This window comes from Nonomuraea sp. NPDC050540, from assembly GCF_044457485.1.
In the GTDB taxonomy this organism is placed as follows: domain Bacteria; phylum Actinomycetota; class Actinomycetes; order Streptosporangiales; family Streptosporangiaceae; genus Nonomuraea.
The window spans coordinates 21685-41514 of sequence record NZ_JBITHA010000011.1 but is presented as its reverse complement, the minus strand read 5'-3'; the positions used below and the strand labels follow the sequence as shown (position 1 = coordinate 41514).

19 protein-coding genes and 4 tRNA genes are annotated in these 19830 nt (G+C 69.8%); 9 read left to right on the top strand and 14 right to left on the bottom strand.

Annotated elements, in window-relative coordinates:
- Positions 1–3: 3 nt before the first annotated feature.
- Positions 4–2721 (top strand): AAA family ATPase, encoded by a 2718-nt coding sequence (locus ACIBI5_RS32800; protein ID WP_397252604.1) that lies wholly within the window; start codon positions 4–6, stop codon positions 2719–2721.
- Here ACIBI5_RS32800 and ACIBI5_RS32795 read toward each other — a convergent pair.
- Together ACIBI5_RS32795 and ACIBI5_RS32790 are read right to left on the bottom strand one after the other, a co-directional pair.
- Positions 2652–3053, bottom strand: a complete 402-nt coding sequence (locus ACIBI5_RS32795; protein WP_397252603.1) for a hypothetical protein — start codon at positions 3051–3053, stop codon at positions 2652–2654. The two genes, ACIBI5_RS32800 and ACIBI5_RS32795, sit on opposite strands and share 70 nt — an antisense overlap.
- 82 nt (positions 3054–3135) lie before the next feature.
- Entirely contained in the window at positions 3136–3957 is an 822-nt protein-coding gene (locus tag ACIBI5_RS32790; protein WP_397252602.1) for an NAD(P)H-binding protein, read from the bottom strand.
- A gap of 82 nt (positions 3958–4039) precedes the next feature.
- On the opposite strand from ACIBI5_RS32790, the gene ACIBI5_RS32785 reads away from it, so the two are divergent.
- Both ACIBI5_RS32785 and ACIBI5_RS32780 read left to right on the top strand, forming a co-directional pair.
- Positions 4040–4945 carry an AraC family transcriptional regulator gene (locus tag ACIBI5_RS32785; RefSeq protein ID WP_397252601.1) on the top strand — a complete coding sequence of 302 codons (906 nt, stop codon included), beginning with the start codon at positions 4040–4042 and terminating at the stop codon, positions 4943–4945.
- Between the two features lie 29 nt (positions 4946–4974).
- Positions 4975–6171 (top strand): cytochrome P450, encoded by a 1197-nt coding sequence (locus ACIBI5_RS32780; RefSeq protein ID WP_397252600.1) that lies wholly within the window; start codon positions 4975–4977, stop codon positions 6169–6171.
- Here the strand turns inward: ACIBI5_RS32780 and ACIBI5_RS32775 are convergent.
- The 10 genes from ACIBI5_RS32775 to ACIBI5_RS32730 form a co-directional block, all read right to left on the bottom strand.
- Entirely contained in the window at positions 6113–6664 is a 552-nt protein-coding gene (locus tag ACIBI5_RS32775; RefSeq protein WP_397252599.1) for a hypothetical protein, read from the bottom strand. The genes ACIBI5_RS32780 and ACIBI5_RS32775 overlap by 59 nt on opposite strands.
- 79 nt (positions 6665–6743) lie before the next feature.
- On the bottom strand, positions 6744–7469 hold the full coding sequence (locus tag ACIBI5_RS32770; protein ID WP_397252598.1) for a LuxR C-terminal-related transcriptional regulator: 726 nt from the start codon (positions 7467–7469) through the stop codon (positions 6744–6746).
- Positions 7470–7610: 141 nt separating this feature from the next.
- The gene (locus ACIBI5_RS32765) at positions 7611–8684 is read right to left on the bottom strand and encodes a serine hydrolase domain-containing protein (RefSeq protein WP_397252597.1); all 1074 of its coding nucleotides are present in this window, start codon (positions 8682–8684) and stop codon (positions 7611–7613) included.
- A gap of 113 nt (positions 8685–8797) precedes the next feature.
- Positions 8798–9205: a PIN domain-containing protein gene (locus ACIBI5_RS32760; protein ID WP_397252596.1), complete on the bottom strand. Its 408-nt coding sequence runs from the start codon at positions 9203–9205 to the stop codon at positions 8798–8800.
- Positions 9190–9441: a type II toxin-antitoxin system Phd/YefM family antitoxin gene (locus tag ACIBI5_RS32755; protein WP_397252595.1), complete on the bottom strand. Its 252-nt coding sequence runs from the start codon at positions 9439–9441 to the stop codon at positions 9190–9192. Before ACIBI5_RS32755 ends, ACIBI5_RS32760 begins: the two co-directional genes overlap by 16 nt.
- Before the next feature lie 132 nt (positions 9442–9573).
- Positions 9574–10932 carry a Pup--protein ligase gene (pafA, locus tag ACIBI5_RS32750; RefSeq protein WP_397252594.1) on the bottom strand — a complete coding sequence of 453 codons (1359 nt, stop codon included), beginning with the start codon at positions 10930–10932 and terminating at the stop codon, positions 9574–9576.
- 124 nt (positions 10933–11056) lie between these two features.
- A tRNA-Phe gene (locus tag ACIBI5_RS32745) sits at positions 11057–11130 on the bottom strand.
- Between the two features lie 5 nt (positions 11131–11135).
- A tRNA-Asp gene (locus ACIBI5_RS32740) sits at positions 11136–11210 on the bottom strand.
- Positions 11211–11298: 88 nt separating this feature from the next.
- A tRNA-Glu gene (locus ACIBI5_RS32735) sits at positions 11299–11371 on the bottom strand.
- Positions 11349–12923, bottom strand: coding sequence for a metallophosphoesterase (locus ACIBI5_RS32730; protein WP_397252593.1), 1575 nt, complete (start codon positions 12921–12923; stop codon positions 11349–11351). Before ACIBI5_RS32730 ends, ACIBI5_RS32735 begins: the two co-directional genes overlap by 23 nt.
- 33 nt (positions 12924–12956) lie before the next feature.
- Between ACIBI5_RS32730 and ACIBI5_RS32725 the strand changes: the two genes are divergently transcribed.
- On the top strand, positions 12957–13307 hold the full coding sequence (locus tag ACIBI5_RS32725) for a metallopeptidase family protein (protein WP_379609304.1): 351 nt from the start codon (positions 12957–12959) through the stop codon (positions 13305–13307).
- Between the two features lie 117 nt (positions 13308–13424).
- Positions 13425–14702: an MFS transporter gene (locus ACIBI5_RS32720; RefSeq protein WP_397109573.1), complete on the top strand. Its 1278-nt coding sequence runs from the start codon at positions 13425–13427 to the stop codon at positions 14700–14702.
- On the opposite strand, the gene ACIBI5_RS32715 is transcribed toward ACIBI5_RS32720, so the two are convergent.
- Complete coding sequence (locus ACIBI5_RS32715; protein WP_379609306.1) at positions 14703–14972, bottom strand: PspC domain-containing protein; 270 nt, start codon at positions 14970–14972, stop codon at positions 14703–14705.
- A gap of 90 nt (positions 14973–15062) precedes the next feature.
- Here ACIBI5_RS32715 and ACIBI5_RS32710 point away from each other — a divergent pair, with 90 nt between their 5' ends.
- From ACIBI5_RS32710 to ACIBI5_RS32700, 3 genes are all read left to right on the top strand, one after another.
- A complete protein-coding gene (locus tag ACIBI5_RS32710) occupies positions 15063–16217 on the top strand; it encodes an acyl-CoA dehydrogenase family protein (RefSeq protein ID WP_397252592.1) in 1155 nt (384 codons plus the stop codon).
- 135 nt (positions 16218–16352) lie between these two features.
- Positions 16353–16425, top strand: a tRNA-Lys gene (locus ACIBI5_RS32705).
- 608 nt (positions 16426–17033) lie between these two features.
- Positions 17034–17360 (top strand): hypothetical protein, encoded by a 327-nt coding sequence (locus ACIBI5_RS32700; RefSeq protein WP_397252591.1) that lies wholly within the window; start codon positions 17034–17036, stop codon positions 17358–17360.
- Between the two features lie 5 nt (positions 17361–17365).
- On the opposite strand, the gene ACIBI5_RS32695 is transcribed toward ACIBI5_RS32700, so the two are convergent.
- A complete protein-coding gene (locus ACIBI5_RS32695; protein ID WP_397252590.1) occupies positions 17366–18799 on the bottom strand; it encodes a helix-turn-helix domain-containing protein in 1434 nt (477 codons plus the stop codon).
- A 356-nt stretch (positions 18800–19155) separates the two neighbouring features.
- Between ACIBI5_RS32695 and ACIBI5_RS32690 the strand changes: the two genes are divergently transcribed.
- The gene (locus ACIBI5_RS32690; RefSeq protein ID WP_397252589.1) at positions 19156–19683 is read left to right on the top strand and encodes an ATP-binding protein; all 528 of its coding nucleotides are present in this window, start codon (positions 19156–19158) and stop codon (positions 19681–19683) included.
- The last annotated feature ends 147 nt before the right edge of the window (positions 19684–19830 follow it).

Genomic DNA, 19830 nt, shown 5'->3' with positions numbered 1-19830 from the left:
CCTGTGCTGCACGGACGCTCCTCCGAGCTGGCCGCCGTCGACCGGCTCGTCCGGGCCGCGCGAGCCGGCGGCAGCGGCGTCCTGGTCGTGCGCGGCGAGCCGGGCATCGGCAAGTCGGCGCTGCTCGACAGCGCCGCCACCGCCGCCGCGGCGGGCATGCGGGTGCTGCGCGGCTGCGGGATCGAGTTCGAGGCCGAACTGCCCTTCGCCGGACTCCACCTGCTGCTCCGGCCGGTGCTCGACGGGGTGGCCGGCCTGCCGGCGCCGCAGCGGCGGGCGCTGGAGAGCGCGTTCGGGCTGGGGCCCGCCGTACCTGCTGACCGGATGCTCGTCGGGCTGGCCGTCCTGTCGCTGGTGTCGGAACTGGCCGCGGACGTGCCGCTGCTCTGCCTGGTCGACGACGCGCAGTGGCTCGACCGGCCCTCCGCGGAAGCGCTGCTGTTCGCGGCCAGACGGCTGGGCGCCGAGTCCACCGCCATGATCTTCGCGGCCCGCGACGGCCGGCCCGCCTTCGCCGCGCCCGGCCTGCCCTCGCTCTCCCTGACCGGGCTCGCGCCGGAGGACGCCGCCGCCCTGGTCGACGAGCGCGACGCCACGCTGGCGCCGGACGTACGCGCCCGCGTGCTGGCCGAGGCCGCCGGCAACCCGCTCGCCCTCATCGAACTGCCCCTCGTGCTCGACGCGGGCACGTGCGGACCCCTGCCCCTGACCGACCGGCTCCAGTCCGCCTTCCACGGCCAGGTCGCCCGCCTGCCCGCGCCGACGCGCGAACTGCTCCTGCTCGCCGCCGCCGACGACAGCGGCGAACTCACCGTGATCCTGCGCGCCGCGTCCCACGATGTACGGCACCTGCCGCCCGCGATCGAGGCCGGCCTGGTCCGCCTCGACGAGGCCGACCGGCGGATCGCCTTCCGCCATCCCCTGGTCCGCGCCGCCGTCTACCAGGGCGCCACCCTCGATCAGCGACTCGCCGCCCACCGCGCCCTGGCCGACGCGCTGGCCGGGACCGAACGCGCGGACCTGCGCGCCTGGCACCTGGCCGCCGCCGCCACCGGCACGGACGAGCGGGCCGCGGCCGAACTGGAGCGCGCGGCCGCCCAGGCCGCCGAGCGCAACGGCCACGCCGCCGCGGCCGCCGCCTACGAGCGCGCCGCCGAACTCAGCCCGCCCGCGCGCGGCAGGCTGTTCGTCCAGGCGGCAGAGGCGGCGCTGGCCGCCGGCGAACTGGACAGGGCACGCACCCTGGCCGAACGCGCCCGCCCCGAACTCCGCGACACCCCGCCGCCGAGTGCCCGCCCCGAGACCCGCGACACCCCGCTGAACCGCAGGCGCGCTCGCGCGCTCGCCGCCGCCCTGTCCGGGCAGGGCGCCTTCCGCCAGGCCAACCTCGTGCTCATCGAGCAGGTCGCGGCGGGCAGGGACGACGACCCCGACGCCGCGCTCGGCACGCTCATGGACGCGGTCGGCAACGCCTGGTTCGCCGGGGACCGCGACATGGTCGCGCGCACCGCCGACCAGCTCGACGCCATCGGCGGGGGAGCGGGGCCGTTCCGCCTGGTCCAGGACTGGATCGTCTCGCTGGCCATGGAGCGCTCCACGGAGGGACTGCCGCCCATGGGGGAGGTCGTGGCCGCCGCCCGCCGCGGGCACGCCAGGCCGCTCCACCTCATGCACATCGCCGGGCTCGGCCTCATCGCGGGCCTCGACTACCAGGCCTACGACCTGACGGCCGAGGTCACCGCCGAGAGCCGGGCGGCGGGGACGATCGGCCTGCTGCCTCCGGCCCTGTACCACCTGGCGGTCGCGGAGAGCACGCTCGGCCGGCACCGCGACGCCGCGGGCAGCGCCACCGAGGCGCTCACGATCGCGGAGGACACCGGCCAGTGGCAGTGGAGCAGCCTGTCCGCCGGCGTGCTGGCCTATCTCGCGGCCATCGAGGGGGACGAGGAGCGCTGCCGCGCGCTGGCCGCGCGGACCAGGTCGTCCTCCGACGGGAAGATCTTCTCGCCGGGCGCGCCACGGGCCGACTGGGCGCTCGGGCTGCTCGACCTCGCCCACGGCCGGGCCGAACGGGCGCTGGAGCACCTGGAACGGGTGGCGGAAGGTCCCGCCCGCCACCAGCTGCCCGGTCAGCGCTGCGCTCCCGACCTGGTGGAGGCGGCGGTACGGCTGGGCAGCCCGGAGCGGGCGGCGGAGCCGTACCGGCGATTCGCGGAGCTCGCGCGGCGGCTGCGGCGCTCCGCGGTCGGCGCGCTGGCCGAGCGGTGCGCCGCGCTGCTGGAGCCCGGCGCCGAGGAGCACTACCGCGCCGCGCTCCACCTGCACGAGCAGGACAGCAGGACGTTCGAGCACGCGCGCACCGAACTGCTCTACGGCGAGTGGCTGCGGCGCGCCCGCCGCAAGGCGGAGGCGCGCACGCACCTGACCGCGGCGCTGGAGCGCTTCGACCGCGTCGGCGCCCGGCCGTGGGCGGAACGCGCCGACGCCGAACTGCACGCCACCGGCCTCACGATCCGCCGCGCGGCGCCCGGCGTGCTCGCCGAGCTGACCCCGCAAGAGCTGCAGATCGTACGGCTGGCCGCGCAGGGCCTGTCCAACCGGGACATCGCCGCCCAGCTGTTCATCAGCCCGCGCACGGTGGGTCACCACCTCTACAAGGCCTTCCCCAAACTGGGTGTCGCCTCGCGCGCCGAGCTGGCCGGCCTGCCTCTCCACGACTGAACGACGAACCGCCGCACCGCCGGGGCCGCCCCGGTGACATACCCGCCGATCCCCGCCGCCACCAGCACGCCGAGCCTGACCAGGTCCCCTTCGGCGAACGTCAGCACTCCCAGGCCGTTGACCAGGAACCCGGTCACGAACAACCAGGCGATGCCGGCGGCGGCCAGCGCCACGAGCAGGCTCCGCGCCCACAAGGAGTAGGCCCCGACCAGCGACGCCACCACCACCGTCCGGGCCGCGGCCTCCGGGAACAGCGGCGCGGCCACCGCGCAGGACAACACGGCCGTGACGAAAGCGCCGACGACCAACCCTCCGAGCGGCAAGGTACGCATACATCCAGGTAACACCGCAGGTCAGCCGATGTCCGCTATCTATACGCCATCCCCTCGCAACGCATACGCGATATTGACACCACTACTTCCATGCGATGTCGGCGAAGTCCGTCGGCGGACGGCCGAGTGCCCGCTGGACGCCGTCGGACAGGTAGGCGTCCATCCCCAGGCGGGCAGGGGCGATCGCGGCGGCGTACCCCTCGGCGTCGGCCACCGGCCAGCCCTCCTTCACCAGCTCGGCCACGAACGCCTCCGGGTCCACGTCCATGTAGCTCAGCGGCAGGCCGCTCGCCGCGGAGTAGGCGGCGGCCGCCTCGGCCATGGTCAGCGCGCGTGGCCCCGACAGCTCGTACACCTGCCCGGCATGGCCCTCTCCGGTCAGCGCGGCGGCCACGACCGCGGCGATGTCGGCGGCGTCCACGAAGGAGACGCCGCCGTCACCGGCCGGGAGCCTGAGCTCGCCGGTGGCCACCGCGTCGCGGAAGAAGCCCTCGCTGAAGTTCTGCGCGAACCAGCCGGGCCGCACGATCGTCCACTCGGCGCCGGACGCGCGCACCGCCTTCTCGCCTTCGGCGTGCGTGGCCCCTACGCCACTGGTCACGTCGCCGTACCCGGGAACGTCGATGCCGCGCCCGGACAGCAGCACGATCCGCCGCACGCCCAGCTCCACGGCGCGCTCCACGAACGGCCGGGTGAGAAGCTCGCCGTCCAGCGGAACCACGTACACGGCCCGCACGCCCGCCAGCGCCGCGTCCCACGTCGCCCGGTCGCTCCAGTCGAAACGCGTCTCCCCGGAGCGCGAGCCCGCCCGCACCGCGATGCCGCGCTCGCGCAGGAGTGACACCACCCGGCGGCCGGTCGTACCCGTGCCGCCCACTACCAGGATCGGATTCTGTTCGCTCATGCGGACCAGTCAATCCGGCCGCGGTCAGACGCTCCATGGGCGTGGCGCTCACTTGGATGTCTCAGCGTCTACAGTCGAGAGTATGGACGCGCTTGCTGATCTGCTGGAGGGGGTACGGGCGCGCGGCGCCACGTTCGGCCGGTCGGTCATGGACACGCCGTGGGCCGTGGGCTTCGCCTCGGGCGCCCCGCTGACGCTGACCACGATGATCCGCGGGCAGGCGTGGGTCGTGCCGGAGGAGGGCGAGCCGCTGCGCGTCGGCCAGGGCGACGTGGCCGTCGTCCGCGGTACCCACACGATCGCCGACCCGCCGGGCACCGCGCCGCGGTTCATGGTGACACCCGGTTCCTACTGCCTGCTCGCGGACGGCACCGAACTCGGCGACGCGCTCACCCTGGGCCCGCGCACCTGCGGCCCGCGGCTCGACGCCGACGCCCTGATGCTCAGCGGCGCCTACGAGGGCCCGATCGGCGAGCGCCTGCTGCGCGCGCTGCCGCCCGCCCTGGTGCTGCCCGCCGGCCGCCACCCGGCCCTCGACCTCCTCTCCGAGGAGATCGCCGCGGTACGGCCCGGCCAGCAGGCCGTCCTCGACCGCCTCCTCGACCTGGCCCTCGTGGCCGCGCTGCGCGCGTGGTTCGACCGCCCCGGCGCGGCAGTGGAGCCGGACCCGGTGGTGGACCGGGCCCTGCGCCTGCTGCACGACGAGCTCGACCGTCCGTGGACGGTGGCGGACCTGGCCGCCGAGACCGGCGTCTCCCGCGCCGCCCTGGCCCGCCGCTTCGCCGCCAGGGTCGGCAGCCCGCCGATGGCCTACCTCGCGGACCGCCGCGTCGAGGTGGCCGCCGACCTGCTGCGCGGTTCCGACGCCACGCTCACGTCCATCGCCAGGAGGGTCGGCTACTCCGACGCCTTCACGCTCAGCGTCGCCTTCAAACGGCTGCGCGGCGTCACTCCGAGCGAGCACCGCGCCGCCGCATATCCGGCATAGTCTGAGATCCCTACCGCGGAGGGGCAACCGTGATCAACAAAGTGTTCGATCAGGAGTATCTGCGCGACCCGCACGGCGTCTACGCCAAGCTCAGGCGAGAGCAGCCCGTGGCCCACACCATCACCTCCCAGGGCGTCCGGGTATGGCTGGTGACCAGGTACGAGGACGTCAGGGCGGCGCTCAACGACCCGCGCCTGAGCAAGGACTTCCCTCGCAACCCCCACATCATGAAGGCCAACGAGATGGAGGGCGGCGACAGCAGCGGCGCCGCCGCCGTGGTCCCCGACAACATGCTCTTCTCCGACCCGCCCGACCACGAGCGCCTGCGCCGCCTGGTCGTCAAGGCCTTCACCGTCGGCCGCGTCCGCGCGATGCGCCCCAGGATCGAGGAGCTCAGCTCCGGCCTCCTCGACGGGCTGGGCGGCGAGTTCGACCTGATCAAGGAGTACGCGGTCCAGTTGCCCGCCATGGTCGTCGGAGAACTGCTCGGCATCCCCGAGCCCGACTGGCCCAAGGTGATCCGCTGGTCCAACACCACGATCGAGGGCTCCGTGCTCGACCCCGGCGAGGTGGTGGCCGCCGCCCAGGCCACCATCGCCTACCTGGGCGAGCTGTGCGCCGCCAAGCGCGACAACCCGGGCGACGACCTGATCAGCGCCATGGTCCAGACCCGGATGACCGAGTCCGAGCTGGTCAGCACGTCGTGGCTGCTTCTCGTCGCCGGGCACGAGACGACCGTGCACCTGATCGCCAACGGCATGCTCGCGCTGCTGAGCCGTCCCGACCAGTTCGCCGCCCTGCGCGCGGACCCGGCGCTGGTGCCGCAGGCCGTCGAGGAGTTCTTACGCTTCGACGGCCCCATCAGCACCTCCACCTACCGCTTCACCACCGAGCCGGTGACGATCGGCGGCACGGACATCCCGGCCGGGGCGCTCGTCCTGGTCTCCCTGCTGTCGGCCAACCGCGACGCCGGGCAGTACGAGCGGGCCGACGAACTCGACGTCACCCGCGATCCCGGCCAGCACCTGGCCTTCGGCCACGGCATCCACTACTGCCTGGGAGCACCGCTGGCCCGCGTCGAGGGCGAGATCGCCTTCAGGCACCTGCTGGAGCGCTTCCCCGACCTCGCACTCGCCTCAGCCGAGGTCACGTGGCGCCCCGGCATGCTCATGCACGGACTGGAACGCCTGCCGGTACGGACCGGATCGCCTTCCACCCGAACGTGACGCTCCCGGCCAGCAGCACCGCCCCCGACAGCACCCCGCTGACGAACGGCACCCAGGCCAGGCCCGCCGTGGCGGCCATGACGAGCCCGGCGACGCCGAGCACGGTGAGCACCGCGCCGGGCACCGCGATGGCCCAGTCCTTCCAGATCGGCGCCAGCGCGACGAAGTGCACGCCGACGACGAACGCCACCCAGGCCACGTTGGCCTGGGCGGGCACTCCCCAGGCGGCCAGCACCCGCAGGCCGCAGAAGAGCAGCACCGCCTCCGCCGCCACGACGACGAGGTAACCCTTCCCGAACATGCCCGGCCGCGGCCCCCGCTCCCGCACGGGCCGCTCCCTCCTGACCGCCACGAACCACATCGCCACGACGCTCGCGGCGGCGAGGCCGGCGAGAACCCGCAGAACGGCCGCCACCGCCCCGTCGAGCGGTTCCTGCGCGTTGACGACGACGAACACCGCGCCGAAGACGGCGCCCACCAGCAATCCAGACATACGCTGCATGACCTTCATTGAAGGCTTCGCCGCGAGGTCCGCGCGAGGGGGCTGGACCGAGGGTGAGGTAGTGCTCGCCCTACCTGACCGCTCCCCGGACAAAGGCCAGCACCGCCAGTACGCGCCGGTTGACGTCGTCGGTGGCGGGCAGGTCGAGCTTGGCGAACACTCCGGCCACGTGTTTGCCGACGGCCGCCTCTGAGATCGACAGCGCACGGGCCACGGCGCTGTTGGAACGCCCCTCCGCGATCAGCGCGAGCACCTCGCGCTCACGTGGGCTCAGTTTGGGCACCGGATCGGTGACCTCCCTGGCCCTGGCCCAGGTCTGCTCGAACAACGCGATCAGAATGCTGATCATGCTCTGCTGCCTGATCAGCAGCGCGCCGGGCGACCCGTCGACCGGCGTGATCCGGAGAAAGGCCACCGCGCGGTCGAAGACGAGCAACTGCTGGATCGGCTCGTCGACGACACGATGCTGATCCCCGGCCGCGTGCAGTTCCCGGAGCCGGGCCGCCTTGCGCGGATCGTCCAGGACGCTGGCGTGCACGACCGTCCGCATCGTCATGCCGCGCTCCAGCGAGTCGAGCACCTCACGCCGGTTGCGCTGCTCGGCGCGCCCGGTGTCCGTGGCGCCGATGGGCTGCATGGCCCGCAGCTCACGCGAGGTCCGCGCCAGCTCCGTGATGCGCAGCCTGACCTGCTCGCTGTCCTCAAGCCGCTCGACCTCGACGGGGAGGCCGCGCAGCTCACCGACGATCTCTTCGAGCTGCCGGGCGAGCCGCCCGAGTGACGCCCGCTCCTCCACATGCCCCCCTTGCCCCTCCGGCCCTCTCACAGGGCGTTTCACTGTACGCGGCCGCCGTTCCCCGAGATCAGCGGCCCTGCCTTTCCCGGAGATCAGCGATCCAGCCATTCCCGGAGATCAGCGGGTTGCCTTTCCCGGAGATCAGCTTTTGCCGCCGCAGAGGGCGGCGTCGAAGGCGGCGATGAGCCGGGCACGCGGCTTGCCGTTGGCCGTCCCCGTCACGTACACGGTCGCCGTGCGCCCCGAGCGGTCCCGCCCGCTGAAGGTCGAGGTGCCGGGGAGGTCACCGGCGTGCCCCCACATCGGGCCACAACTGAGCGGGATCTCCATCAGGCCGTGGCCGTAGCGCGACCCCTTGGGCCAGCCGGATTCGGCCACCGGCACGAACGTGTCCGCCTTCACCGACCTGGCCCGCCAGAACCGGTCGAGATCGCGCGGCGTGGACACCAGCCCGCCGCTGGGACCGAACTCATAGCCGGGCAACCGGGTCACATCGACGATCCCGTCCTTGGGCCGGAGGGGATGCACGCCGTAAGCGTGCGCGTGCGGCCCCCGGATCTTGGTCTCACCCTTGGCGGGCCAGTAAGTGTCACGCATGCCGAGCGGCTCGAACACCAGCTCCCGGCTGACCGCCCGGAAGTCCCGCCCGGTGGCCGCCTGGATGACCATCCCGAGGACCAGGTAGTTGGTGTTGGAGTAGGCGAACTTCCCCCGAGGCGTGGGCTCGAGCGTCAGCGCGAGCTTGAGCAGATCCTGCTTCCCGATCTTCGACCAGTCGGCGGCGGCGGAGAAGTCGGCCAGCCCGCTGGTCTGCCGCAGAAGCATCCGGACGGTGATCTCCCGCCCGTCGATCCCCTTGCCATGAACGACACCGGGCAGATAACTCTCGACCGGTTCGTCCAGCTCCACCTTCCCCTGATCGACCAGCTTCAGAACCGTGGCCGCGACGATCGGCTTGCTGACACTGGCGACCCTGAACCGCCCGTCCGCGCCGGGCATCGGCTTCCGGGTGCCACGCTCCGCCGTACCCGCCTTGACGGTACGCGCCTTGCCGTCCCGATCCCTCACATAGGCCACCGCACCAGGAAACTCAGGAGAGGCGGTCAGCTGATCCAGCCGAGCCTGCACGGAGGGCGCGGCAACGGCGAACGCGGGCGCCACGGGCGCCAGGGCAACGGGGACGGCGATCACAAGAGCCAATAGGCGGCGAGACATCCGGTGCTCCTTGGGGGTCGAAGAGGTACCTCGACCTTCCCGCGACCCCCGCCCACCCCACAGTCACGGCACCACCCAAAACCCCGGTAGGGCTGCCCCTACACGTGGGCGCTTCAGCGTGGAACGACCTGAGCGCGCACGCCGGGAAGATCATCGAATGCCGCGGACGAGTCCATCGTGAGCACTGTTCTCGCGGTGGCCGCCGCCGTCGCCGCGATCAGCAGGTCGTACGCGCCTCGGGATTTCCCCGCTCGCCGTACCTGGGCCATGAGACGAGCATGAACCCTGGCGACATCCGTCGTGTACTCCTCAACGGGGATCAGCGCAAGGACCTGGTCGACAAAGGCCTGCCGGCCGGGGTGCCTGACGTCATCGGCCGGTTCCACACCGTCGAGCAGCTCGGCCACAGTGATGGCGGAGATCGCCACGTCGTCGGCGTCGCCTATTACCGTGTCCACGGATGCCTTGCCTCGCCCGGCCGCGATGAGCACACCCGTGTCAAGAATCAGGCGTCGGGCCACGTGCCCCTCATCTCGTCGCCGATCGCCTGGCGCGCCGCCACGACATCGGCTTCAAAGTCCGCGTCCAACGTCCCCGCGCTACTGGCCAGGAACGCTTTGACCATGCGCCCTGGTGCGGTCGGCGCAGGTCCGATGATGGCGATCTGCTTACCGCCACGCGTTACCACGATGGTTTCCCCCCGCGCGACCTCATCGAGGAGCGTCGCGAAGCCCCGGGAGGCCTCGGTGGCCGTCATCACCTTCTTGAAATCAGATTGTCTGATATGCCCTGCCTGTGGCCAAGGAAGCGTTCGCAGGTATCCGCCCGAGTCCGTGATCAACTCAGCGTGCCGGATGGGCCGGTTCGCCGCAGGTCATCCCCCGGGTGGTCACATGTCGGCGATGAGCTTGTCCACCCGCTCGTCGACGCTGCGGAACGGGTCCTTGCACAGCACCGTGCGCTGGGCCTGGTCGTTCAGCTTGAGGTGCACCCAGTCGACGGTGTAGTCGCGCCGCTTCTCCTGCGCCCTGCGGATGAACTCGCCGCGCAGGCGTGCTCTGGTCGTCTGGGGCGGCACCGACTTGGCCTCGAAGATCTTCAGGTCGGAGGTCACCCGCTCGACCGCGCCGCGCTTCTGCAGCAGGTAGAACAGCCCGCGTTTGCGGTGCACGTCGTGGTAGGCCAGGTCGAGCTGGGCCACGCGCGGTGAGGACAGCGGCAGGTCGTACTTCTTGCGATACCGCTCGATCAGCTGATATTTCGTGACCCAGTCGATCTCGCGGGCCACCAGGTCGAGGTTTCCGGTCCCGACCGCGCGCAGCGTGCGCTCCCACAACTCCAGCACCCGGTGCGCGATCGGGTCGCCGCCCCGCCGGTCGACGAAGTCCTTCGCCTTGGACAGGTACTCCTGCTGGATCTCCAAAGCGGACGCCTCACGCCCGTTGGCCAGCCGTACCCGCCGCCGCCCGGTGAAGTCGTGGGAGATTTCGCGGATGGCCCTGATCGGGTTCTCCAGCGACAGGTCGCGCATCACCGTGCCCGCCTCGATCATGCGCAGCACCAGGTCGGTCGCGCCGACCTTGAGCAGCATCGAGGTTTCGCTCATGTTGGAGTCGCCGACGATGATGTGCAGGCGGCGGAAGTGCTCGGCGTCGGCGAGCGGTTCGTCGCGCGTGTTGATGATCGGCCTGGACCGGGTGGTCGCCGACGAGATGCTCTCCCAGATGTGCTCGGCCCGCTGCGACACGCAGTAGACCGCCCCGCGCGGCGTCTGCAGCACCTTGCCCGCGCCGCAGATGAGCTGCCGGGTGACCAGGAACGGGATCAGCACGTCGGTCAGCCGTCCGAACTCGCCGTCCCGTCCCACCGAATAGTTCTCATGGCAGCCGTAGGAGTTGCCGGCCGAGTCGGTGTTGTTCTTGAACAGGTAGATGTCCCCGGCGATGCCCTCGTCGCGCAGCCGCTTCTCGGCGTCGATGAGCAGGCCTTCGAGGATCCGCTCGCCCGCCTTGTCGTGCGTGACCAGCTCGACCGCGTTGTCACACTCGGGGGTGGCGTACTCGGGATGGCTGCCCACGTCGAGGTAGAGGCGCGCGCCGTTGCGCAGGAACACGTTGCTTGACCGGCCCCAGGACACGACCCGCCGGAACAGGTATCTGGCCACCTCGTCGGGGGATAGTCGGCGCTGCCCCCGGAACGTGAAGGTGGTGCCGTACTCGTTCTCCAGGCCGAGGATGCGACGATCCATTTCCTCAGAGTATTCTCCCCGGGCTCGCCGTGGGGAAGATCTTGCCTGCTTCCGCCGCTCGGGCAACAACAAAAACACCCCGCAGCGATCTTCGCTTCGGGGTGTTCTGGCTGTTCAAGAAGGGTGGTCAGGGGCAGGGTCGAACTGCCGACCTTCCGCTTTTCAGGCGGACGCTCGTACCAACTGAGCTACCTGACCCAGAGCGGTCCTGACGGGACTTGAACCCGCGACCTCCACCTTGACAGGGTGGCGAGCACTCCAAACTGCTCTACAGGACCTTGTTCGCTCGGCCTCGCGGCCTCGCGGCCTCGCTTAGCTTACCAGTCTTTCGGTGGTCTTCGACCAGCCGGTTTTCCGGTGAAGCCGTGCCCCCAACGGGATTCGAACCCGTGCCGCCGCCTTGAAAGGGCGGTGTCCTAGGCCGCTAGACGATGGGGGCTCAGGATTCGCATCCTGTTCCTGACGTCTTCCGTCGGAGACCTCTGAAGCATAGGGGACGATTGCCCCTCATGCCAAAGTGGCGGACCGGCGGCCGGCGTCGTCGTGCCTGTGACCGATCCCGCTGGCGACGGGGCGTTCGTTGGCTCTGGGGAAATCATACGTCGAGGGTTCTGCTCCACGTGACGCTGGATGTGCACCGACTGCTCCCCGAGGCCGCCGAGCGTGACATCGTCCCAGGCCTGGAGGCGTCTGGTCTTCTTGTCGAAGTACAGAACAGAGGCTTGGACGGGGGTCGGTTCGGCGTGTTCGAGGGCGCGCAGGCCGGCTCCGCCGGTGGAGCCCTGGACGAGGACGCGGCTGCCGGAGGGCAGGACGGTGGTCGATCTCTGGTGGGAGTGGCCGGTCAGGATCATCGGCGCGTATCCGGAGAATCCCTTGGCGATGGTCGGGTCGTGGACCGCGACGAGGTCGGGTGGGGCGGCCTGCCGTACCGCATGGGAGCGGCCGAACTGCTCCAGGCGGGACAGGTCCGGGTCGACGGGTACGGATTTGTCGGGCGTGAAGCGGGGGTCGCCGAGGCCGTAGATGCGCAGGCCGTTCACCTCGGCGGCCTTGTCGTCGAGGACGATGGCGTTCTTCTGCTGGGCGACGGCCTTCTGCGTGATGGCCGAGTCGTGGTTGCCGCGCACGAAGACGTACGGCACGCCGAGCTTGCCGATCTCCTCCACGAACTTGTTCTCCGGCTTGCTGCCATGGTCGGAGATGTCCCCGGTGTCCACGATGAGGTCCACCTTGAACTGGTCGGTCATGGAGCGGATGACGTTCCAGGCGATGGGGTTGAGGTGGATGTCGGAGACGTGCAGGACGCGGATCGAGGTGGGGTCGGCGTCGTAGACGGGCAGGTCGCGCACGGTGTCGTACAACTTGGAGACGTTGGTGACGAGCTTGGTGAGCTGGGCGCGGTACGACTCGAACTTGGTCACGATCGACTCGGCGCTGCCCACCAGGGAGGGCGCGGCGGCGATGATCCCGGAGTAGCGGGGTTCGAGGACGGAGTTCGGTTTGAACGTGACGGCCGCGAGCGTGCCGGTGCCCGCCAAAGCCACGGAGGCCACCAGAAGCCCCATGAGGGCCACTCTGGGGCGCCGGAAGACCAGAACGGTGGCCACCAGGGCGCCCGCCCCCGCGCACAGCAGCGAGCGGATGATCAGCAGGCTCACGCCCTCGCGCAGGTCGCGTTCGAGGATGCCGGGCAGCCGGTCGGCCAGGCGTGGGTCCTCGATGAGCGCTCTGGCCTGCTCCTGGTCGATGTTCTCGAGCGTGATGCGCAGGCGCAGCGGTGCGTCGTGGGTGCGGAAGGTGAGCGTGCCGAGCGGGCTCGCGTCGACGATCGTCTCGCCCTTCCAGGCAGGTCGAAGGGACATTCCTGTTTCTACCGGGCCGATCTGGGCGGGGACCGTACCGCTGAGGACTATGCCCAGCCATGCGCCCACCGCCGCGACGAACAGGACCGCGACGGAGGTGACCCATCTGGACTTCAGGTACTTCATACGCTTTCTTGCTTACCTGACGGACAGGGCAGAATGGAAACTGTGATCGAGGTTCCGCGGGAGAAGTTCGAGGAACTCGTGGCCGAGGCATTGGACACGATTCCGTCGGAGCTGACCAGGCTCATGGACAACGTCGTGGTTGTGGTGGTCGATGACCCCCCGGAGCCCGACCTCCTCGGGCTGTACACCGGTATCCCCCTGACCGAGCGTGGCGACTGGTACGCAGGAGTCTTGCCCGACCGCATCGAGATCTACCGCAATCCCATCTGCCAGATGTGCGACACCGAAGATGATGTGGTGGAAGAAGTGCAGATCACAGTCGTGCACGAGATCGCGCATCATTTCGGGATTGATGACGCCAGACTTCACGAGCTCGGCTGGTAAGCCGTCCCCGGCGATGACAGTTTGCAAGTGCTTGGAAGCTTTCGGTTGCGGCGTGCCAGGTGATCGGGCACCTTAGGTGACATACCGAACACACTGAGTCAGGCGCAGCGGAGTCCTATGGGGGCCAGGCTTCCGGGGCGGCACAGACGCGCCGCCGAGCGACAGGCGACGTACGGCGAGGTCATCGCCATACGCGAGTTCCGCGCGCTCTGGTACGCGCAAGGCCTGTCCCTGCTCGGGGACCAGCTGGCCCAGGTGGCGCTGGCCGTACTGGTATATGACCGGACGAAGTCCGCGGCCGCCACCGCGGCCGTCTACGCGCTCACCTACCTGCCGTCGATCCTCGGCGGGCCACTGCTCGCCGGGCTCGCCGACCGGTTCGCCAGGCGCGGCGTCATGATCACGTGTGACGTCCTGCGGGCGCTGCTGGTCGCGGGCATGGCCGTGCCCGGCATGCCGTTCCCCGTCCTGTGCGGGCTGGTGTTCTTCGTCGTGCTGCTCAGCGCGCCGTTCTCGGCCGCGCGGGCGGCATTGCTGCCCGAGATCCTGGTCGGTGACCGCTATGTCGCCGGCTCGGCGCTGCAGAACATGACCAACCAGGCCGTCCAGATGCTCGGGTTCGCCGCGGGTGGCGCGCTGATCGCGACGCTCGGGCCGTACCGCGCGCTCGCTCTCGACGCGGCGACCTTCCTCGCCTCCGCGCTGATCCTCGTCTCCGGGGTACGGCGGCGCGCGTCCGCGACCCGCGAAGGCGCGAAACCCTCCATGTGGACCATGACCCGGGCTGGAGCCGGGCTCGTGTTCGGCGACAAGAAGTTGCGGACGCTGGTGCTGTTCGCGTGGCTCTGCGGCTTCTACGTGCTTCCTGAGGGCATCGCCGTACCGTATGCGGCGACTCTGAGCTCGGAGCTTCCGGTCGCCGTCGTCACCGGCCTGCTGATGGCGGCGATGCCGACGGGCACGGTGCTGGGCGGGTTCCTTTTCAGCAGGTTCGTCACGCCATCGGGACGTCTGCGCATGATGGGGTGGATGGCGATGCTGAGCTGCGCCCCGCTGATTCTGTCGGCGATGCGGCCGCCGCTGGCCGTCGTGCTGGCGCTGTGGATCCTGTCCGGCATCGGAGGCGCCTATCAGCTCGCGGCCAATGCCGCGTTCGTCCAGTGTGTTCCGGCCGAACGCCGGGGTCAGGCGTTCGGCCTGGTGCAGTCGGGGCTGATGGCCGTGCAGGGCATAGGCATCCTGATCGGCGGATTCGCCGCGGAGAGACTCGGCCCGGAGCCGGTGGTCGCGCTGGCCGGGGTCATGGGAGTGACTTCGGCGGCCGTGCTCGCCATGGTCTGGACCGAGTCCCGCGGTGACATCGCCGCCCGGGTGCGCGCCCGAGCCACCGCCTGATCACTGCTGCCAGACGTCGTCGTTCTTCTTGGCCTGCTGCTTGCCGATCAGGTCCTGGACGATCGACTCGTTCCTGCCCTCTTCGGGGATGAGGAGCCAGCCGATGGCGTAGAGGCCGACGCCCAGGCCGCCGAACAGGGTCGCGACCGCGAGGCCGATCCGGATGAGGTTGGCGTCGATCCCCACGTACTCGCCGACACCGGCGCAAACGCCACCGGCGATCTTGCCCTTGTTGGTCCGACGCAGCTGCTTGATGTTCGATTCGCTCATGCCTCAAGACTGCCCTGGGACCCGGCGTTCGCACATCGGGATTCCCCCTGGTAGAACCCTGGTAGCCCCCTACGCGAGGAGAGGACCGTCATGGAAGACCTGCTGCGCATAGACGATCGGCTCAACCCTGACCAGCGCCTGATCCGTGACACGGTCACGTCTTTCGTCACCGACCGCGTCCTCCCCGACGTGGCCGACTGGTTCGAACAGGGCACCTTCCCCGCCCGCGAGCTCGCGCCCGTTCTGGGCGAACTGGGCCTGCTCGGCATGCATTTGGAGGGGTACGGCTGCGCCGGCACCGACGCCACCTCCTACGGCGTGGCCTGTCGTGAGCTGGAGGCGGGGGACTCCGGATTGCGGTCGTTCGTCTCGGTACAGGGTTCCCTGGCGATGTTCCCCATCTGGAAGTACGGCTCCGCCGAGCAGAAGGAGGAATGGCTCCCGCGCATGGCGGCCGGCGAGGCGATCGGCTGCTTCGGCCTGACCGAGCCCGACCACGGCTCCGACCCCTCCAACATGCGCACCTTCGCCAAGCGCGACGGCTCCGACTGGATACTCAACGGCGCCAAGATGTGGATCACCAACGGGTCGATCGCGGACGTCGCGGTCGTGTGGGCGCAGACCGACGAGGGCATCAGGGGCTTCGTCGTCCCGACCGACACGCCCGGCTTCTCCGCCCCTGAGATCCACAAGAAGTTGTCCCTGAGGGCGTCGGTGACCTCGTCCCTCTACTTCGACGACGTCCGCCTGCCGTCCAGCGCCGTCCTGCCGGAGGTCTCCGGCCTGAAGGGCCCCCTGTCCTGCCTGTCAGAAGCCCGCTTCGGCATCCTCTGGGGCGTGGTCGGCGCCGCCCGCGCCTGCCTGGAATCCGCCGTCGACTACTCCAAGACCCGAGTCCAGTTCGGCAAGCCGATCGGCGCGTTCCAGCTGACCCAGGAAAAGCTCGCCTGGATGTACGTCGGCACCGCCCAGGCCTCCCTGACCGCCTTCCACCTGGGAGCCCTGAAGGACGCAGGCGCTTTGAATCCCCGCCAGGTCAGCTTCGGCAAACTGGCCAACGTCCGCGCCGCCCTGGACATCGCCCGCCAGGCCCGCTCGATCCTGGGCGGAAACGGCATCACCCTCGAATACCCGGTGATCCGCCACATGAACAACCTCGAAAGCGTCCTGACGTACGAGGGGACGCAGGAAATCCACACCCTGGTCCTGGGCGAAGCCCTGACCGGCCTGTCCGCCTACCGCTGACCCGCCCGCCCCGCACCGGCGCCCGTCGGGCCGGTGCGGGATTCACACCTGCTTCGACGGGACGCGTACGTTATCGTGACCGGCGGGAAGCCGGTCGCGTACTGACGGGTAACCTCGGTACGCTGCATGTTGCAAGGGGCGTTAGCTCAATTGGCAGAGCTGCGGACTTTTAATCCGTAGGTTCCGGGTTCGAGCCCCGGGCGCCCTACCCACAAAAACCGCGTCTGACCTGGAGTTTCTCGATTCTCGACCTTCTTCTGACGGCCGAAAATGGCCGAGTCAGTGCTCGCACAGTGCTCTTCGGCACGCGTCCGGCACGCGGGCGAACCTACGGTAGGCATGTGCGCGTGCCCCCGTGCCCTCTCAGGTCAAGCCAGACCCGCCGGAAGCGCAAGGGAAGGTCATGACAGACGGGGTCGAGGGCGACCCATCTCCAGCTTGATTCCAGGCCCGCCCAACCGCGTGTAAAACCGCCTCCGGTCAGGCGGAGCATCGTCGTCGCAGTTGCCCCGTTCTGCACCCATCTGTTCCCTTGGGTGCCAGCGAGCGCGCGGAACGAGGCGCGGTGGGCCGGTCCCGCTGACTGGCCTTGCGAGCCGCCTCGAAACCTGGCAGGTCAAGCCAGAACCGCCAGAAGGGCAAAGGAAGGGCGTCGCGGAAGGGGTGGCGGGCAGCTTGTGCCCGGCTTGACCGCAGGCCCGTCCAAGGGCCGGCAAAGCCGATTGGGGTCGGGCAGGGCAGCTTTCATAGTGGCTGCCGTTCTGGCCTCCTCTGCGGAACGGATCTGCGCATGATCGTTCGCTTTACTCTTGTGGGATGTACCGTCTTGGCCCTGCTCGCCGCCCCGGCAGCGGCTGCCGCCCCCAGCTCGGGCTGGAGCAGCCGGACCAGCGAGGGCAGCGTCCGCGTCTCGGCCGATCGCCAGCACATCACGTGTGCGACCTGGCGGACGACAGCTACAAGGTTGAGGCCGAGTACGCCACTTCGATGCTCGGCATCTACACCGTGGCCGACGACAATGGGGCCCGGTTCGGGTGTGGCAGCGACCGCACGTTCATCTCCCGCATCGATGTGTTCAAGCTCTGTGTGACGCGCAATGGGTTCCGGCAGTGTGAGGGCCCTGTCTGGATCAAACGCCGGTAGGTGGGTTAGCTGGCCAGTTCGGTGCGCAGGTAGTTGGTGAAGTCCTGCACGTGGCGGTTGTCGCGGTGGGCCTGCAGGTGGGTGGTGAAGTCGTGTAGGTGGGCGGTGGCGCGGGTGGAGGTGAGGTCTTTGGCGGAGGTGACGGCGGCGTGGGCGTGTTCCAGGGCTGCCTCGATTTCGCCCATGCCGAGGTAGCCTTCGGCCACGCTGACCTGGGTGAGCAGGATGGAGCGTGGGTATCGGGTGCCGAAGGCGGCGATGGCTTCTTGCTGGCGGGTCACGCCGCGCTGGAATTCGTCTGCGCCTCGCCAGCAGAGTCCCCCTTCTCCGGCTAGTTCCGCTTCGCCGAAGTGGTCGACCCAGACGGGGTCGCGGTCGGTGGGGCCCTTGCTGAAATGTTGGTCGGCCTGGCTGAGGTGTGCGGCAACCAGTCGTTTGGCGTCTGAAGTGGCTGAGGTTGCCTCGGCAGGGCGAACGGAGTGAGCACAGGCCAGACGCAGGCTCAGCCGGGCTCGGGCGCGGGCTGGCGCGTCCGCTCGTACCCCGGCGTCGACGGCGGCGCTGGCCAGCCTGATCGCCCATCGGCCGTGGCCCAGCTCGCATGCCTGCTGGGCCATCGTGGCCAGGATCCAGGCTGCGGTGAGGTCGTCGCCGGCCTGTTTGGCCAGGCTCAAGGCTTGCCCGAAGTGCGCTTGGGCTTGTCCTTGGTGGCCGAGGTCGAAGGCCATCCATCCGGCCATCTGGGTCATGGCCGCCGATGCGCTCAGCAGGTCGGCACGTACCTGTTCTGAGGCTGAGCCCTGCAGCAGCGGGGCGAGGGTGGTGTTCATGAAGTCGGTGACGGCGGGACGGACGAGCCCGGCCCCGAACTGGTGATCCATCCGGACGAAGGCATGATGTGCCTCGCGTACACGTTGCACGTCGGCCATGCCGACCGCGACAGTCTTTCCCGCTGCGTGTCGGGCGGTGGCCGGAGCTTCGTCGAATTGCCAGGCCAGCAGCCATTCTCCCAGCGCCGCCGGGACGAAAGGCATCGCGACCAGCAGGTGCCTGCGTGATGGGTCCATTTCCAACCTCCACAACTGCCTGGCCGTCTCCACGCTGGATGCGTGAAGCATGGGCTCGGCCAATCCCGCCTCGGCCACGGCCAAATCGACACATGGCGTGCGGGAGGAGCCTGCGGTGACCTGGAACCAAGCATCGACCTCACCCTGCTCGGCGCCCCACTGCTCGGCCACCACCGTGCGGTAGAACGGCCGGACGTTCTGGGTGCCGCGTTCCCAGCGGGCCCAGGTGCTGAGGGACACGCCGATCTGTTCGGCGGCCCGTTCCTGGGTCAGGCCTCGCTGCAGCCGTGCCCGGATCAGGCCGGGGCGGGACGGCTTGACCGGCCCGGCCTGCTGGGACGAGTTTCGTTGTTCTGGTTGGTGGGTCACCACGCCACGCTCCCTTAGCACTTAGGGGACCACACAGCATGCGCCGACTCCAACCCCCGCCTCCAGCCTGACCGGGAAACGCCCTGCAAACGCCCTATCCGCCTACCGGGCGTCGCCTGGGCGCGGTCAACGCCCAGGTGACGCTCTTCCGCAGGACGTCCAGCAGCGGGTTCCATGGGTGACCGTCACCCGGCGTGACCAAGGCACGGTGGGTGGCCGGTATCCGGTCCGGGAACCGGACTGGGAGCTGACCGAGCCTCCGTCCGTCGCGGTGCGAAGTCCGGTTCGGCTCGGCCAGTTCGGGGTGCTGGCTGATCCCTTGAGGAGGACAGAGCTGATGTTCGAGAGGTAGTGAGGCGATGATGGTGATCTACTCCTTTCCACCCACACAACAACTTCAGCCGGTCGACGTCCTGCACCTGGCGTGCAGCGACCGGGCCCCGTATCTGGCCCGGGAGGCTGTCAGCGCGTGGCTGGGGCCCGGCCATCCAGCTCGGGAGATCGCGGTGCTGGCGGCCTCGGAGCTAATCACCAACGCCGTCCGCTACGCCGACACCAGCCGCACCGGCGGCAGCAGCGGGAACGGCGAGGGTGATGGTGAAGGCGGTCAGGGCTCGATCACGCTCAAGTTGTGTCAGGGCACCGACTACCTGCGGCTGGGCGTCACCGACTCCGGCTCGTCCTGCTCCAAGCCATCCGCCATCCCCCTCCAAGAACCGAGCCTCAACGCCGAGTGCGGTCGGGGGTTGGCGATTGTGCAGGCGCTGTCGCATAACCGGTGGGGCAGTTTCCGGCTGCCTGTAACCGGTGGGCGCGTGGTGTGGTGCCATCTCGACCTCGACCCGACCCCGGCTCAGATCGAGGAGTTGTTCCGCGCGCCGGTGTAGCCGGCCACCCTCGCTCATCGCGTTCACGGCCGTACTGGCCTCCAAGACATACGGAGACGCATCGTGCGCCGTCATCACCTGTTCATGCTCGTCCCGGTGTTCATCACGGCCGGGTTCGTCGGCTGGATCACCGCCGCGCCCGGCAGT